This window comes from Streptomyces aculeolatus, assembly GCF_020400605.1.
GTDB lineage: Bacteria > Actinomycetota > Actinomycetes > Streptomycetales > Streptomycetaceae > Streptomyces > Streptomyces aculeolatus.
In genome coordinates, this window is record NZ_JAINRD010000034.1 from 19,373 (window position 1) to 34,717 (window position 15,345).

The 15,345-nt window shown below is 66.5% G+C and carries 14 protein-coding genes and 1 riboswitch; of the genes, 5 read left to right on the forward strand and 9 right to left on the reverse strand.

The genetic code is table 11. The features are described from left to right. Positions 1–15: 15 nt before the first annotated feature. From LG396_RS35920 to LG396_RS35950, 7 genes are all read right to left on the reverse strand, one after another. On the reverse strand, positions 16–789 hold the full coding sequence (locus LG396_RS35920) for a DUF6339 family protein (protein ID WP_225797921.1): 774 nt from the start codon (positions 787–789) through the stop codon (positions 16–18). After that, entirely contained in the window at positions 786–1,730 is a 945-nt protein-coding gene (locus LG396_RS35925) for a hypothetical protein (protein ID WP_225797922.1), read from the reverse strand. The genes LG396_RS35920 and LG396_RS35925 overlap by 4 nt, the downstream gene beginning before the upstream one ends. Then, a complete protein-coding gene (locus LG396_RS35930) occupies positions 1,727–3,247 on the reverse strand; it encodes a hypothetical protein (RefSeq protein ID WP_225797923.1) in 1,521 nt (506 codons plus the stop codon). The genes LG396_RS35925 and LG396_RS35930 overlap by 4 nt, the downstream gene beginning before the upstream one ends. 534 nt (positions 3,248–3,781) lie before the next feature. Further along, positions 3,782–6,409, reverse strand: a complete 2,628-nt coding sequence (locus tag LG396_RS35935) for a Z1 domain-containing protein (RefSeq protein ID WP_225797924.1) — start codon at positions 6,407–6,409, stop codon at positions 3,782–3,784. Between the two features lie 148 nt (positions 6,410–6,557). Beyond that, a complete protein-coding gene (locus tag LG396_RS35940) occupies positions 6,558–7,676 on the reverse strand; it encodes a DNA cytosine methyltransferase (protein WP_225797925.1) in 1,119 nt (372 codons plus the stop codon). Between the two features lie 404 nt (positions 7,677–8,080). Continuing rightward, a complete protein-coding gene (locus tag LG396_RS35945; protein WP_225797926.1) occupies positions 8,081–8,527 on the reverse strand; it encodes a very short patch repair endonuclease in 447 nt (148 codons plus the stop codon). Between the two features lie 197 nt (positions 8,528–8,724). Further along, complete coding sequence (locus LG396_RS35950) at positions 8,725–9,363, reverse strand: ATP-binding protein (protein WP_225797927.1); 639 nt, start codon at positions 9,361–9,363, stop codon at positions 8,725–8,727. A 436-nt stretch (positions 9,364–9,799) separates the two neighbouring features. On the opposite strand from LG396_RS35950, the gene LG396_RS39865 reads away from it, so the two are divergent. The 5 genes from LG396_RS39865 (at position 9,800) to LG396_RS35970 (ending at position 12,140) form a co-directional block, all read left to right on the forward strand. Next, positions 9,800–10,159 (forward strand): DUF5753 domain-containing protein, encoded by a 360-nt coding sequence (locus LG396_RS39865; protein ID WP_308190154.1) that lies wholly within the window; start codon positions 9,800–9,802, stop codon positions 10,157–10,159. Then, positions 10,102–10,347: a Scr1 family TA system antitoxin-like transcriptional regulator gene (locus LG396_RS39870; RefSeq protein WP_308190155.1), complete on the forward strand. Its 246-nt coding sequence runs from the start codon at positions 10,102–10,104 to the stop codon at positions 10,345–10,347. The genes LG396_RS39865 and LG396_RS39870 overlap by 58 nt, the downstream gene beginning before the upstream one ends. After that, positions 10,344–10,550 (forward strand): DUF397 domain-containing protein, encoded by a 207-nt coding sequence (locus tag LG396_RS35960; RefSeq protein WP_225797928.1) that lies wholly within the window; start codon positions 10,344–10,346, stop codon positions 10,548–10,550. The genes LG396_RS39870 and LG396_RS35960 overlap by 4 nt, the downstream gene beginning before the upstream one ends. A 76-nt stretch (positions 10,551–10,626) precedes the next feature. Further along, positions 10,627–11,745, forward strand: a complete 1,119-nt coding sequence (locus tag LG396_RS35965) for a putative endonuclease domain-containing protein (protein WP_225797929.1) — start codon at positions 10,627–10,629, stop codon at positions 11,743–11,745. A 29-nt stretch (positions 11,746–11,774) separates the two neighbouring features. Next, positions 11,775–12,140, forward strand: a complete 366-nt coding sequence (locus tag LG396_RS35970; protein ID WP_225797930.1) for a VOC family protein — start codon at positions 11,775–11,777, stop codon at positions 12,138–12,140. Between the two features lie 210 nt (positions 12,141–12,350). On the opposite strand, the gene LG396_RS35975 is transcribed toward LG396_RS35970, so the two are convergent. Both LG396_RS35975 and LG396_RS35980 read right to left on the reverse strand, forming a co-directional pair. Beyond that, a complete protein-coding gene (locus tag LG396_RS35975) occupies positions 12,351–13,469 on the reverse strand; it encodes a M23 family metallopeptidase (protein ID WP_225797931.1) in 1,119 nt (372 codons plus the stop codon). Between the two features lie 11 nt (positions 13,470–13,480). Further along, positions 13,481–13,623, reverse strand: a riboswitch (cyclic di-AMP (ydaO/yuaA leader). Between the two features lie 256 nt (positions 13,624–13,879). Then, the gene (locus LG396_RS35980; RefSeq protein ID WP_225797932.1) at positions 13,880–15,157 is read right to left on the reverse strand and encodes a PP2C family protein-serine/threonine phosphatase; all 1,278 of its coding nucleotides are present in this window, start codon (positions 15,155–15,157) and stop codon (positions 13,880–13,882) included. Positions 15,158–15,345 lie beyond the last annotated feature (188 nt).

Sequence of the window (15,345 nt, forward strand, 5' to 3'; positions counted from 1 at the left end):
GTAGCCAGCCTTGCTCTAGCTACTCAGTGCTCGGCGGACATCAGCGCGCACACCCCGTACGAGCTGGACGAGTTCCGCCTCGGACGCCGCATCGACGTCGACGAATGCGGTCAGTCGAAGGACACGCGCGAGCATCTGACGCAACATCTCACGTGACGTTTGACCGTCCTCGGCGACGGAGTCATCGCGATGAGCGCGGACGAGCGCACGCACAAGGGCTGGTGATCCCGCGAGGCCGACCCGTCGGGCCATGATGTGGTCTAGGTCGGCCTCGCCCAGCACCGGGAGCAACTCATACGGGTCCTCTTGTTCCGGGTCGCGCAGAACATGTGCGCGGGTCCACAGCCGCGCGAACACGTGGCGCGTGAGGTCCGTACCCTTGAAACGGTCGGCCACGTACCGCCCATCGGAACGGGCAGGCCATCTCCACACACTCACATCGGGCAGAAGGACCAAGGAAAGAAACGCCCAGACCTGCCGCTGGGCGGCCTCCCCGGGCGCCATCCGACTTTGTTCGTAGAGTACCCGCGCCGTGCGGCGGTCGAACTCGTTTCGTTGCGCGATGTTCGGAGTGTTCGGAAAATTGTGTTCTGCGGCTACGGAAAGGATCGACCGGCGCAGTCGCTCGAGATCGCCACGTGAAACACGCTGGCCGCCGCTGGCGGCGAACACCGCCCGCTGTGAATGGGTTGCAGCCACATTTTCGTGGGCCCCGGGAGGAACCTTGTGCAGCATGCGGAAGAGGCGATCGGTCTCGGCGGGCAGCAGCCTCGGATATAGAACGCTCATGTCAGCACCTCTCGCGGAAAACCTATGCCGGCATGGACGTAGGCGCGGAATCGTGAGGGATCCCGCCGCCGCTCATCACGCAACCGATTGATCGAGTCATCGAGGCTTTCAGCCGGCCTGGCGAGATACGTCCGGATCAGTGCCCTTACGAGGCCTGCCATCGTCAGTTCTTCCCCACCGTCGACGTCGCCGTCTGCAATTTCGCTTTCTGCGAAGGCATCGTCGTCCAACGCCCTCCCCACCAGGTCGGTGACGATGTCGACCTCCAAGAAAGCCCACAGCGGAGTCGGCGCAATCGATCCCGTCCTCTCCGCTTCCATGGCCTTTCTCACGGCAGCGTTGTCGGTGTTGAGCAAAACGAGCAGACTGCCCATGGCGGCTTGCTGCCAGTCTCCGCCGTCCATACTCACGTACCACGCAGAACGCTCCGGCAATCCGGCCTCACGGAAGGAGACAGGCGCGACGGGGAGCAGACCGGCCGCGCCTTCCAAGTGAACACCGACCTGGTCGCTCCAGAGAACAGACCCCGGACGCCACGCGACAAACGGATCCGTGTAAGGAAGTTGCTCCCCGAGTTCAAGAAGCGTCTCGACGATCAATCTTCCGCCGAGTTCCTCACCCGTTGCGGTGACGGTGAGTTCGACAGCGGTCTTCCCGCCGCATGCCCGAAATCGCTCACTGAACAGCGTCCGACGGATCAGGGACGTCGAAGGCCAGCATCGGACGCTGAGTCGGAAGAGAACATCTGCAGGAAGTCCACAGTCCTCCTCGACGCCGTTCACATCGATCTGGATGAGGCGCGACATCGTCACGTCGGTGTTGCAGTCCCAGTGGGGGAGGCCATGCGGCAGCAAATCTCCCATAGCATCGCTGCCGAGTCGCCACGCTTCCGCGTAGACGCGCTCCTGTGGTCGACGGTACGGCCATGCGCGGACGATCATCTGGGCCTCACCACACTGATCTCGACGAGAACGTCGGCTAAGGCCGACACGATCAGCTCTACTTCTGCGGGCCCATCGGTGTGCCGGAGGGTGGCCCCGCGAACGGTCACCCCACCTGGGAGTCGCCAACCCAGTATCTCAGGGGCCGGTGCCCCTAGGGGGACTCCGTCTTCCGCACGCCCCTCCCCCGTCAGGACCTTCACTACGCCCTCAAGCACATCCGGGCCGTCTACCTGTACCTGCTGAAGCAGCACCGGACGACCGGCGAGAACATCGAACCTCGGTATCGATATGAGGACCGGGTTGCGAGTCCGCTTCTCTGCCCCCGAAGCGGACTGTTCCGCACCGGCCGCCGCTCGATTCGTCGCGTCCTCCCGCAGAACACCTGCCAGGCCATCGCCGGACACTGCACGTGAAGTTCCCGGAGTCGACGGGGCATCGGGTACCGCGGTACCTGTGCCACCGGGTCCGGCGAGCAGGTGCCCGAGACGCTGTGCCACGGACCCGATCGCAAACTCACCGACCTTGAGACCGCGCCGGGCCTCCGCACCGCTCAATGTGTCGCATCGTTCCCGCAACCGTCTCCCAGCAGTGCGAACAAAGGTGGCCTCCCTACCCTTCAGTTGCTGATACTCCCAGCCATCATGGGTCGGAGGCTCCGCGCGCGCGAACGTATCATCAAGATCTGGAACAATCTTGAAAACTCCAGCGTACCCTGCGTCAGGGTTAGAGCGAGGAGGGCCTTCGAAGTACTGCGTGACAAGCTCAGGACCGCGCAGCAGGCACACATGGTGGGGGGAACCGTCGATCCCCAACTCACGGGCGGCCGGTGACGTGACTCGTGCGCCAAAGGTGTATTCGTAGGAGAAGGTGCCGAGATCCTTACGTGGCTTACCACATGCCAACATCTCGCCGGGCCCGTCGATAGACTTGCGGTAAGCAGCAGCGTAATACGCCAGAGCAGCGTCCTGGGTAGGCGACGGAACAGGGATGGAAACTCCGTTGCCGATCACAGTCGCTGTCATTCGGACCGACCGCTCCGTCAGCATGATGGGCCAAAGGTTCCACGCGATAGAGTCGGCCAGATATTGGCTCGCGTCAGCGACCGTCAACTCCTCGGCGTGATCAGCAACCGGCAACGTCGGATCGGTTAGGTCAGGATCTACTACGATCAGAGTGGTTCCGGTCTCGTCTCCGTGAAAACCTCGCAGGCCCAGGCTGTGCGCAACCGTATCCGCCTGTTCGTTGCGAAGGGGCTCACAGTGATCCGTCTCCGGCATACCCCACCACTGGCGTCCTGTGTAGCGCCTCCCACCCTCCCAGAACGCTTCACGAACCCCCACGCCGATGAACCTCGACTCCAGTCTCCCGCTCTCATTTTCGAAGCGGGTGTACACGAGGACGCTGTGAGCACGGGAGAGTTGGTAGAGCGCGCCCTTGCCGTAGCCGAACGTTCCTCCCCGCGGACCGGCGGCCGTAATCCCTTCACGATCTCCGCTGTTCAGGACGAAGCGCAACCATTCACGTCGTTCACTGTGACCTGCGTCCGAGCGTGTGGGACCGCCGAGACCGACAGTCCCTCGGTCTTCGATCGCCAGGTACCGCATCGATCGGGCACGTGCGAGCCGACGGAAAGATCCGTCGCGGTCGGCTCCACGTTTTCCGCCGTCGGCGAAGAGCGAACGCCAAGCATTCACGTGACCCGCAGAAACCGTCCCCAGGTTGAGATCGAAGCTGACGAGGGATCGATCCGGCCGGCGGGCATCCCAGGAGTTCTGCGCTGCTTCTCGGACGAGCATTGTGAGACGGCTGAGACGTGGCCGACCGAGCTGATCTAAAAGGCCGTCAGCAGTGATGCCCCCGTCCGCCCGAAACGGCTGGGCATACCAACCAGGTTGCTTCACACATCGCCTCCGATCTTGTTCAGGACAGCTCCGCGAGCGACTAGCGTGGGGTGTCCTCCACGTACGGCAATGCAGTCACCTTCAGCGAGGGCGACCGTCATCGTTGGTCGCCCTTCATCGGTTTGCTTAAGGTAAGTCATGAAGTGGTCACGTTTCGACATCTTGATCCTGATCGAGGACACCGATGTCGTCTTCCTCGTCGTCTTCCGCAGCCGCGGGAAAGACCGTTGATAGGTCTGCCTGAACGAAGTCGTACTCGACTGCGAGGTCCCTGCCACCGGTCGGCTCCGGGAAGACCATCGCCGCACCCCAAACGATCTCACCCGGGGCATCAAGCGGTGCGCGGCCCTGCAGTGGGATCTCGACACCGCCCGTCCGACGCAGAGGCACGGGCGAAACCGCGTCGATCGGATACAACAGGAGAAGGCCACGTTCCGGCTCTTGCTGAACCCGCCACTTCTTGAGCTTGGAACGATTGATCTCCTTTTCACCTGGAGGGATGTGCAGATCCAACGCCTCGTCACGAGAACCCGTGAGTGTCTTGATGTCCGCTACGGGTGCGCGGTGGCTGGTGGATAGGCGAGTACGGGTCACCGGGGCCACTGCGTCGCCGCTCGGCAGCACGACGTTGCGCTTCCCCTCCTCGACCGCCTTGCCCACGACGCCGATGTTCCAGCGTGTCAGCGCGCCCTTCTTGCTCCGACTCTCGATGTACTGACGCATCAACTCTCGCGGCGCGTCAACGGACTTGGAGTGAAACCTATAGGAATCGATGAACGCGAGAACGTGCTCCAGGGAGACATCGCGCCACAACACACGTCCATCGGCCACCGAGCTGTCAAGCCGCCCGTCGCCGTGAGCCTGCTGTAGCAGGCTCGTCACCGCAGTCTCGTTCCCTGCGTGCCATACCGTGTCTTCAGGCTCACACGGGAAGTATCGAGTTTCCACAAGCTGCCCACCGTATGATGCTGAAGCCCGCACGGCGTTCCTGGACTTCGTCGGCGCCGTCACCCTCATCTTCGGATGACAGCGGATGCGAACGGCCAGTTCAAGGGGCGTGTGATGTTCGATGAGGTATCGATCGATCTCGACCCGCATCTCGGCCTCGACGGTTGCCAAGTGGGTGAACCACTGACGGGTCTCCTCGGGCATGTAGATGCGGGGAAGGTCTTCATACCCGGAGCGATAACCGAACCAGCGGCCCATCTGCAGGAGAGTGTCGTACATATTGGAGGAGCGCACGAAATAGCTGACCACCAACCCTTCCAAGGTCAACCCTCTGGAAAGGGTGTTGCCACCGACGGCGATGACGTTTACCGGTCCGGAGTCGTAGTCGAGCCGTTCGCTGCTCCGGTAGTGGTCCATTACGATCTTCGTATCCGAAACGACCTGAGGCAAGCACTCAAGAATTTCGGTGAAAGCCGGTGTTTCTTTGCCCCATTCCCCGGCATCGACCCGTCGCGTCTCCTCCTCCCACAGATCGCGCAAGTCGTCGATGGTCCGGTCATTGGCACGCAATCCGGCGTCGAACTCGGCGCGTAGGGACTCAAGTACAGGGCGGTAGGCCTCGTGAACGCGCGTGTCGGAATGCGCATGCACAAGCATAGAAGAATGCTGATCTCCCTGACCACGGTGGTGACGAGTCGCGGTGGCGAGCCAGAACCACATCACAGCCCGACGCAGCGAAACGGTCGCCGATGGGGCGAACTCGGATGCGCTGGCTCTGGTCGCCGGCCTAAGGCAGTCGAGTTCGTGCACCGGCACCGTTCTGATCATGTCGAGTCCGCCCGGGACGTCGGCAGGATCCTCTCCGTCCAACGGATTGCGGCCGAACAGGGCTTCCGGCCCTTGATAGTCGTTGCCACGCTCAAGGCTGAGAATGAAATCTTGTGGATAGAAATCCTCATCGTCCGACGGGTCGATGAGAAGGTTCGCGAACGGCGTCGCCGTGTATCCGATGTAGCAGGCCCTGGGAAGCCGGCCCATGACGTCTCGGATCAGAGGGTTGATCTTACGTGTCGCCGTGGTCGCTTGATCCGCCTCGTCGTCGATGATCAACGTAGGGCAGTGTCCAAGCTGCTCGCGAGCTTCCTCGAGCCAGTCCCGTAGCTTCCGGAGCACAGGTCCATTCTTTTTGACGACCAGTAGCAGCCACTGACTCCTGGATGCGATCAGGGATTGCGCGTTGGCAGGCGGGACGAAGTCATGCTCCGGCTTGGTGATCTGGTGCCACAACGGCGGGTTGAGGTTCACGACGTCACGTATCAGTCGCGTTTGCGTCTGCCGCCGTAGGGAGTTGGTCACCCCTGACAGGATGATGAACATCCGGTATCCACGGTCTGCGGCCTTGCAGATCACCGCGGTGAAGTTACTCGTCTTCCCGGACTGAACGTGGCCGAGGACGAGTCCGCGCGAGCGGAAGCTGTAGTTCGCCGGGTGATCGAGCATGGCGACGACACGGTCCGAAGCATCGTCGATCTTCTTGACCGCCTCCGGACCGAGCGAGCGGAGAAGCCGCTTCTCGTAGGCCGGCCAGTTCTTGTCATCCTCGCGCACTCCCGAGTACCACCGCGGCATGTCCTCACGGCCCAGGGCGAGCGGCGACCGTAGGCCAGCGATCTTAGTGGTCTCGGACTCATGCCGCCGGAGCAACTCCTCGATGAGCTCACCGGGCACCGAGAGGTCGCGTAAGGCCTGCGTGGCCTCGTGGGGCAGCCTGCCATCGATCATGGCTTGGAACTGCTTCCAAGCCGCTTCCGTCCTCGGATCGCCCATCACGCCTCACTGTAATATCATGATCGATTCGCGCGCCACGTCGTGATTCGATGTGTCGATGAGGTACGAATATCACGCTACTCGCTGACATCGACGGGTGATGGGAAAAGAAGGGGTACACATGACGTGAAACGCGCTCAGAAGGCGTCTAGATGGCTAGTGCGCCTTGGACTGTGGAGCCCGTCGTACGCCGCTCTACCGACGGCAGCGCCTCGGGCGCGGCGGCTCGGACGGTGATCGCCTTCTCCACAGCGGCATCCCGGGCTTCGTCCCCCAACTTGAGCGCCGCGGCGAGCACGTGGACGGCGAGAACCGGAGGGATCGCGTTGCCGATCTGCTGCGAGACGTCACGACCCCGCCAGGGATAGTCAGCGGGGAAGCTCTGCAGCTGACCTGCTTCGGAGTTGGTGAACCGCGAATCGGGAAGCCCCGGCGGCCCCACGCGGTTGCGGCTGATCTTGCCTGTGACCGTGAACGCCGGCTCGTCATGTCGACGCTTGCCACGCACCTTAGGGTCCCCCCCGGTTCCATAGTTGGATACGACTTCGAACGGCTGCTCGCGGCTGAGCACGTCACCCATGGCGACCCATTCCTGTCGGTGCGTCTCCTCGACCGTGAGACGCTTCCGAAACGGCCGGTGAGTCTCAATCGGAAGCGTGGCTCCTCTGCCGTCCTTCTGCAGTCGCGCGATCAGGACAGCCCTGCGCCGGGTCTGCGGCACCCCGTACTCCTCGGCATGCAGCACCTTCGTGACCGCCGAGTAGCCCACCCGTCTGAGAATCCTGCCGAAGGCCTGCCACACCGGCAGTACAGTCGTAACCTGCTCAAGCACGATCACGTCATAAGGGCGGTCCGCCTTCACCGCCTCCAACGCCCACCGCAAGGGTTGCAGGACCAATCCCGTCCTACCGTTGTCACCTGGCGTCTTCGCCAGACGGGCGAGTTTCGCTTCGACCTGCTCGTCCTCACCCTTGACCATGAGTTCGGCCAAATCCAATACCTTCGCAAGAGCTCGGCGCCCGGCACCCGCACCCGCTACGGCATACGTCTGGCAAGGGGGCCCGCCCGCAAGGATGGTGGCATCCGGAAAATCGGCAGGACCGAATGAGCTGACGTCACCTTGTTTAGTCGCCAGCCCTGCTGCGTCACGTGTGGCACAAGCGCTCGCGTCCAGTTCGACACCGATCGCGGGTACATCCAACCAGCTTGCAGCGACGTCCAGTCCGCCCGGCCCGGCGAAGAGATCCACGATCTGGCCGTCGTGCACGAAATCTCCAGGTTGTAAGGAGACCGCGGGGCGGTCTAGTAAGATGCCACGACCCACAGCGGCTCTGCTTCCAGGGTTCACCCTCGTCGACCGAGAGACTAACTCGTTCGGGTGGTGGCTAGCCACCGTGGTGCGCTTGTTTCGACGCCCGGTCGACGCAGACGCCCCTCAGCGGATTGCCGCCCGCACCAGCCCTCACGAGCGGACCGGTCCACGGTCGCGCAGGCGGTTCCTCCGCGCACGCCCCGTCTCATCGGTTCAGGTCCGCCGGGCCCTCAGCGACTGCGGTGATCTATCACCGCGCTCCCGAGCGACCTCAGTCCGTCATGCCCATGCTCGATCACGGAACGTGGCACCGGCGGTCCTCAACGAGTGCTCACTCCGCAGGACATCGGGACTGCGCTCTATGAGTCACCCAGCCGCCTCCTATAGGCCTCGCGCACTCGCAATGCTGCGTAGTAGGGGTTCTCGTGCTCCCACACACGGAGCACTTCCCAGCCTGCCTCGTTGAGCCATTCGTCTGTCTGACGATCTCGCCGGCGATTGGTTTCAAGTTTGTCTACCCAGTACCTCGTGTTCGTTTGCGACAATGTGTGATGTTCGGGGCAACCGTGCCAAAAGCAGCCATCCAGGAAGACGGCGAGATGCGCCCTTGTAAAAACCAAATCAGCGGTGCGTCTGACCTTGGGCAAGGGCCGGACCGAAACCCTGTAGCGAAGCCCCAAAGCGTGCACTGCACGGCGTAGCGCTAGCTCAGGCTCTGTATCTCGCCCTTTATTGGCCTGCATGCTTCGCCGATTGGCGGGTGACGATGCCCACGAAACGGCGTCTTCGCTGCGGTCTGCGGTCATAAATTCTCAGGGCGCCATCGCTCTTGCTTCGGCGCACGTCTCAAGGTAGTGGGTGAGGGCCAGTGTACCGAGGGAACCCTCGTCCGTCTCCGTTCTCGCACATGACGTTCGACGTGTCTTACGCCGCTCGGCGCCGCGCCCTCCGATCTGGCGGATTGCTGCCCCCGCCGCCCCGAGGTGGTGACCGACGCCTGCCATCAGCGTGGCGTGGCAGCCACCTCGTCTTCGAGGCAAGCCTCCGCCCGAGCCAGCATCGTGTCCCGGTCGAAGCCGTGGGATTCCAGCCAGTGCAGCACGTCATGGATCAGGTGGGTGGCGACGTCTTCGAGCATGGCGACACTCAGCGGAGAGTCGACGTGGAGGGTGCGATGCTGCTGCTGGCGGTAGAGGATCAGGAGGGCTTCGGCGGCGGTGACGCGGCCCCCTCCGGCGTGGGCGGTGGCGGAGTCGAGGCCCGTGGCCAGCTCCACCCATGTGGTCTTGCCGTTGTCGCGGAGGTCCACGCCCCAGTTGGCGGCCGTGGCGGCGACGCGGAGGAGGCCGCGACCGGTCTCGTCGTCGGGGGTGGGTTTGGCCGGGATCGGGACCGAGTCCATGGCAGGGTCGCGGAGTTCGAGCCGGAGCTGGGTGTCTCGCAACGAGGTTGCCAGTGTGACCGGGCCGCCGGTGCCGACATGGCAGATGACGTTGGTGACGAGTTCGGTCGCGCAGAGTTGGGCTGCGTCGACCACGTGCGGCAAGCCCCAGAGCCGCAGATGGCGTTGGAGAACGCGGCGCAGTACGGCGACCTCCTCGGGATAGGCGGGAAAGTCCAGTTCCCGGCGCGCAGCAGGCACCTGCCGCACACGGTGTGGTCGGGGTGGTCGGTCTTGTGGGCCTCCGGTCACGTTCCTTCGATCGTCGCTCTCCGCATCTGCGCAGTCGCCCAACGTGCGTACGGTCTGAAGGGGATGGGTGTCCCAAGACCACCGTTGAGAGACGAGGACCTCCCATGGCACAACGACTACGCGAGTTGACTCCCGACCGTTCGGCACGACACTTCTTCGGCTTCGAAATGCGCCGCAGACGCGAGCTGGCGGGCATGAGCCTCGAAGGGCTGGCCGAGGTGGTGAAGTACAGCCGTAGCCATTTGGCGCGGATCGAGGTGGCCGAGTACATGCCGCCGCCGGACCTGGCTGGGCGCTGGACGCGGCCTTCGGGACGGATGGCATCTTCCAGCGGCTTTACGCGCTGGCTAGGCACGAGGTGCACCCGGACAAGTACCGGCGAAGGATGGAACTGGAGGCTCAGGCGCGTGCCATCGGGGAGTACGCGGGGATTCTCGTGCCGGGGATCGTCCAAACCGCGGACTACGCGCGGGCCATTTTCCGGGCGCAGAAGTCCCGGGCCACGGAAGACCAGGTCGAGGAAATGGTCACCGCCCGCATGGGGCGGCAGACGTTGCTGACATCCGATCGGCCACCCGAGTTCTCGGCCGTTCTGGACGAAGCAGTGCTGCGGCGTCCCGTTGGTGGGAACAGAGTGATGCGCCAGCAACTGGACCGGCTGCGCGAGTTGACGCCCACGGAGCCACGGTGGTGCAGGTGCTTCCGTCCGCGCACGAAGAACACGCCTTGCTGGGTGGCTCGTTAGCACTGTTCACCTTGGAGCGCGGGATCTTCGTCGCGTACGAAGAGAGCATCGGGACAGGGCAGCTCCTGGAGGATCCGGAGCTAGTCGACGCGCGCCGTCGCGCCTACGATCTACTCAGGGCCTACGCACTGTCACCCAAGGATTCCGCGGAGCTCATCCAGTCGATGAAGGAGGCGCTCGCCCCATGAGCACCATCCACTGGGTCACGTCCAGCTACAGCAACGGTGATGGCGGCGGGTGCGTCGAGTGGGCGCCGATGCTTACCGTGTCCGGCGTTGTTCCCGTGCGGGACAGCAAGGATCCTGACGGGCCAGCGCTGGCGATCTCTGCCGCGGGCTGGCGGGCGTTCGTCGCGGGTTTCAAAGCCGGGGAGTTCCCCGTGCACCTCTGACCTGCGAGAAGGCCGAGCGGGCGGGAGTTATCCACAGGGGGAAGCGGAGGGTGGGGGTCCGGGGGAAGCTTGGGGCATGACGGGGGAACGGCAGTCGCTGGGTGCGTTGGCGGCGGTGAACGGTGGGGTGTTGGTGTGTGCCGAGGCTTTGGGGGCCGGGTGGTCGTCCGGGGTGTTGGTGCGGCGGTTGCGGAAGGAGGGGTGGCGGAAGGTTCGGGCCGGGGTCTGGGTGGAGCCGGGGCGGGTTGACGATCTTCGACTGCGGTTGCGGGTGGCGCAGGCCGGGCGGCCCGGGTTGGTCGTGAGTCACAGCGCGGCCGCCCATCTGCTGGGGATCGAAGTGCCGGCCGTGCGGCCCGAGTTCACCCACGTGCGTGGGCGGGGGCGGGCGCCGGACGGGTGCGTGTTGCATCGGACCCCGTTGGGTGACGGGGAAGTTGTCAGCGTTGCCGGGTTGCGGGTGACCGGTGCGGTGCGGACTCTTGTCGATCTGCTGCGTACCGCCGACCGGGACGCGGCGCTCGTGGCCGTGGAGTCGGCGTTGAGCCGACGGCCGTTGGGGCCCGCGGGTGAGCGCCCGCGGCGGTGGCGGGAGCAGGTGACGGATCTGCATGCGGTTTCCGAAGCCGTCGCCGGGGCCGGGCAGCGGCGGGGTGTGGTCGCCGCGCGGCAGCGGCTCGCGCTCGTCGATCCGCGTTCCGGGTCGCCCGCGGAGACGGTGGCGCGGCTGCGGATGCACGACGCCGGGCTGCGGCCGCTCAGCCAAGTGCCGTTCACCGCGCCCAACGGCCGGCGGATACGAGTGGATTTCTTCTTCCCGGTCGCGGGGCTCGTCGTGGAGATCGAGGGCTACGGCTTCCACGGCAGCCGGGCCGCTCATCTCGCCGACGTCGAGCGCTTCAACGATCTGGGGCGCTGTCCCGAGGTCCGGCGCATACTGCGGTTCGCCGCGGCCGACGTCTTCGAGCGACCCCAGCGGATGCTCCACACCATCCGCGCCGCCCTGGGTGAGATCGCCGCCGAGGGTTCCCGCTCCGCCGCTGCTGCGGCGGCAGAGGCGGGTGCCCGGGCCCGGGCTGGTGCCGCCGCCAGTGCCTGTGCCGGCTCTTCCGCCGGTGCCGCTGCCAGTGCCGGTGCTGGTGCTGGTGCCGCTGCCAGTGCCGCTGCGTCCGCCTCCGCTACCGCGGCTGCTTGAGCGTCCCGGTGCGTGGCAGGGTGGCCGCCATGGACGCCTACGTCAGGAACATCGTGCTCGACTGCGCCGACGCCCGCGAGCTCGCCGACTTCTACACGCGGTTGCTCGGCATGCGGGTCATCCGCGACGACTGGATGGTGATCGCCAAGGACGAAGACAGCTTTCCCCGACTGGCATTCGAGGAAGTCGCCGACTATCGGCCGCCGCTCTGGCCCGACCTCGACCGCACCTATCCCCAGCAGATGCACATCTGCTTCGGCGTCGAGGATTCCGTCGCGGCCGGGGATCTGGCGCTGCGCCTCGGGGCCACGCGGCTCTCCGAGGCGGGTGGCACCTGTCCGGTGTTCGCGGATCCGGCCGGGCATCCGTTCTGCCTCTGCGGGCCCGGGGAGTAGGTTCCGGGAAAAAGCCGACGGCCCTGGTGTCGGGGGGTCGGCCACCAGGGCCGCCGGCGGTCTCGTTGCGCGCTCGGACGCCACGGGGGAAGGTGCGTCCGGGCACGCCGGAGACGTGGGGAAGGGGTTTATGGGGGCTTGCGGTCGCCGGGTCGGCGGGCGCGGACGTCCTGGCCGCCAGGGGCCGGGGCACCGGGCCCGCCGCGTCGGTCAGACCGGGGCGCCGTTGTTGCGCAGCCAGGCGAGGGGGTCTATCGCGTCCCCGCCGCCGGGTCGTACTTCGAGGTGCAGGTGCGGGCCGGTGACGTTGCCCGTGGCGCCCACGCGCCCGATGACGTCGCCGGTCGTGACCTCGCCGGAGGACTGGATGATGGAGGACAGGTGGCAGTACCAGACTTCGGTGCCGTCCTCGAGCGTGAGGACGATGCGGTAGCCGTACGAGCCGGCCCAGCCGGCCTCGGTGATCGTGCCGCCGTGCACGGCCTTGACCGGGGTGCCGGTGGAGGCGGCGAAGTCCTGGCCCGTGTGGCCCGCGGCCCACATGTCGCCGGACTCGCCGAACATCGAGGTGAGCGTGTAGTTGGCGAGCGGCGCGACGTAGCTGGCGGCGAGCTTGGCGAGGCGCTCCTCCTCCGCCTTGCGGCGGGCCTCCTCCTCCGCCTTGCGGCGGCGCTCCTCCTCCAGGCGGCGCTGGCGCTCCTCTTCCTCGGCCTTCGCCTCGGCGGCCTCGTCGGCCGCCTGCTTGGCGGCCTCGGCCTCGGCGGCCGCGCGGGCGGAGGCGTCGGCCTCGGCCTGCTGCTGCTCCGCCTGCTCCAGGATGCGGGCCCGCAGGGCCTCGCCGGAGTCGGTGGCCGGGGCTTCGGTCCCGGCGTCACTGGCGTAGCTGACCTGGGTGAGCGGGGCCGTCGTGACGACCGAGTCGGAGGCGGGCTCCTCGCTCGGCATCAGGTCGCCGACGCCCGGCAGGCTCTCCGCGTCCGGGAGTTGGGCGCTTATCTGGTTCGCGACGGCATCGACCTGGTCGGGCATGGATATCGCGACCGGCGGCTTCTCCTGCGCCGTGGCCATGCTGCCCGCGCCGACGGCGGCGAAGACGCCGACGCCCAGTACGGCACCGCTGCGCGCCATGCTGCCGCCGCGCTGCTTCGCGAGGCGCCGGCGGCCGCGGGAGGGAAGGTCGTCTTCGGGGAAGACTTCGTCGACCGGCTCTTCGGCGGCGTAGCCGGTCGGCGCATACCCCTCGGGGGCGTTGCCGCCGGACGCATAGCCGTCGTAGCCGTAATCGTCGTAGCCATGGCCGTAGCCAGGCCCAGACCTGTAGGACGCCACGAAGGCGTACTCCTTTCCTTCCTTCTCGCCTACCGGGTTAGCTGACGGGTTCGGAGCAGGAAGGTCTCCTACGGGCCGCCTCCTGGCGGAGGTTGGCCCGATTCACCCCAAGGTGGTGGTTCCCCGGTTCCCTAGGTGTTGCCGTTGCTGCAGTTGTTTCGCGTGCGGGATTCGGCGACGGCGCACGGTGCCGCCTCTTGCGGCGGCAGTTACGACCGCGCTGCGTTACCGCACGCTAGCGGACGACGGCGTTCGATTCCAAGTCGTTCCCGTTATTCAGTTGTGCTTCGCCGCGGACGATCCGGGCATGCACCAGCGGAAACGGACAAGTTGACGCCTCGACTACGCGGCGTGAGGTCCGGTCGTTAGCTGATCGTGCATCAGTTGTTATGCGGAGGGGCGCTGTTCCGCTACGGAGCGTGTTCGGACGTGGGCGGGGCCGGCGGCACCCCGAGCGGTGCGCGCGAGCGGGCGAGGGCGAACAGCGCCATGTCGTCGGCGACCCGTCCGCCCGTATAGCGGGTCACGTCGGCCAGGAGCGTGTCCAGCACCTCGTGCGGGCCGTCGAAGACCTGCCCGTCCAGCCGGGTCAGCGGGTCGTAGAAGACGCCCGCCTTGTTCCGCGCCTCCGTCACGCCGTCCGTGAACAGGACCAGCACCGCGCCCGGCGGGAACGCCACCTCCATCACCTCGTCCGGCCACGTGCCCAGGTCGCCCATGCCCAGCGGCAGCGCGTGCTCGTGCGGCTGCAGCGTGCGCCCCGCGCCGTCCGGGCCCAGCAGCACGGGCGCCGGATGGCCGCGGTTGAGCAGCCGCAGCGCGCCGCCCTCGCGGTCCACCTCCGCGAGGACCGCCGTCGTGAACCCCTCCACGCGGTCGAGGCCGCTGCGCCCCGTCTCCTGGCGCTGCAGCGCGCGTTCCAGCCGCCGCGCCAACCCGGCGAGCCCCGCCTCCTCCTCGGCCGCCTCCCGGAAGGCGCCGATGACGACCGCCACGGACTCCACCGCCTCCAGCCCCTTGCCGCGTACGTCGCCGACGATGCAGCGCACGCCGTGCGGGCCCTCCTGCACGGCGTAGAGGTCGCCGCCGATCCGGGCGTCGGCGTCGGCGGCCTGGTAGCGGGCGGCGACCCGCAGGGTGCCGAAGCCGTCCGGCGGGTTCGGCAGCACCGCGCGCTGCGCGGCGACGGCCACGTGGCGGGCGGAGGTCAGCCGGCGGTAGTTGCGCTGGATGAGGACGTTCATGCCGATCGCCAGCCCGCCGATGACGCACTGCGAGATCATCTCGATGATGGATTCGGAGTAGTCCGCGGTGCCGTTGCCGACCTCCAGGAGGACGTCGACGACGACCGCGGTGACGGCGGTGACCACGGTCGCGCGCAGCGACAGCAGCCCGGCGGCGACCAGCGGTGCCGATTCGAAGAACGGCGACGAGGTCAGGCCCTCCGGCGTGGCCCAGTAGAACAGCGCCCCGACGACGATCAGCGTCGCCGGAAGCCACCGCAGGGCCCACCCGACGCGCCGCTCGCCGGCGTTGGCCACGTCGGCGCGGCGACCCCCGGCGGCCGGTTCAAGCGCATGGCTGCCCACGCGATAGGCGCGCCCGTTGCCGTACGGGGCCTGCCCGTGCCCGTTCCGTCTCCCGTCCTGCCCCGCGCCTCGCGTGCCGTCCTCCCGCACCGGCTGCACCTGCCCTCTCCTGCACGCTGCCCTTCCTGCGCTGTCCTCCCTCTGCGGCCGACATGCGGGCCTTGCCGTCGTCCTTCAGGGTTCCCTGTCCAGGGCGGGACGGCGACCGGGCGGGGCCCGGGCGGGTTACGGGCAGCGCCGGGGCGGCGTTACAGGCAGCCCCGCGGCCGATGCCGCAGCCTGCGTCC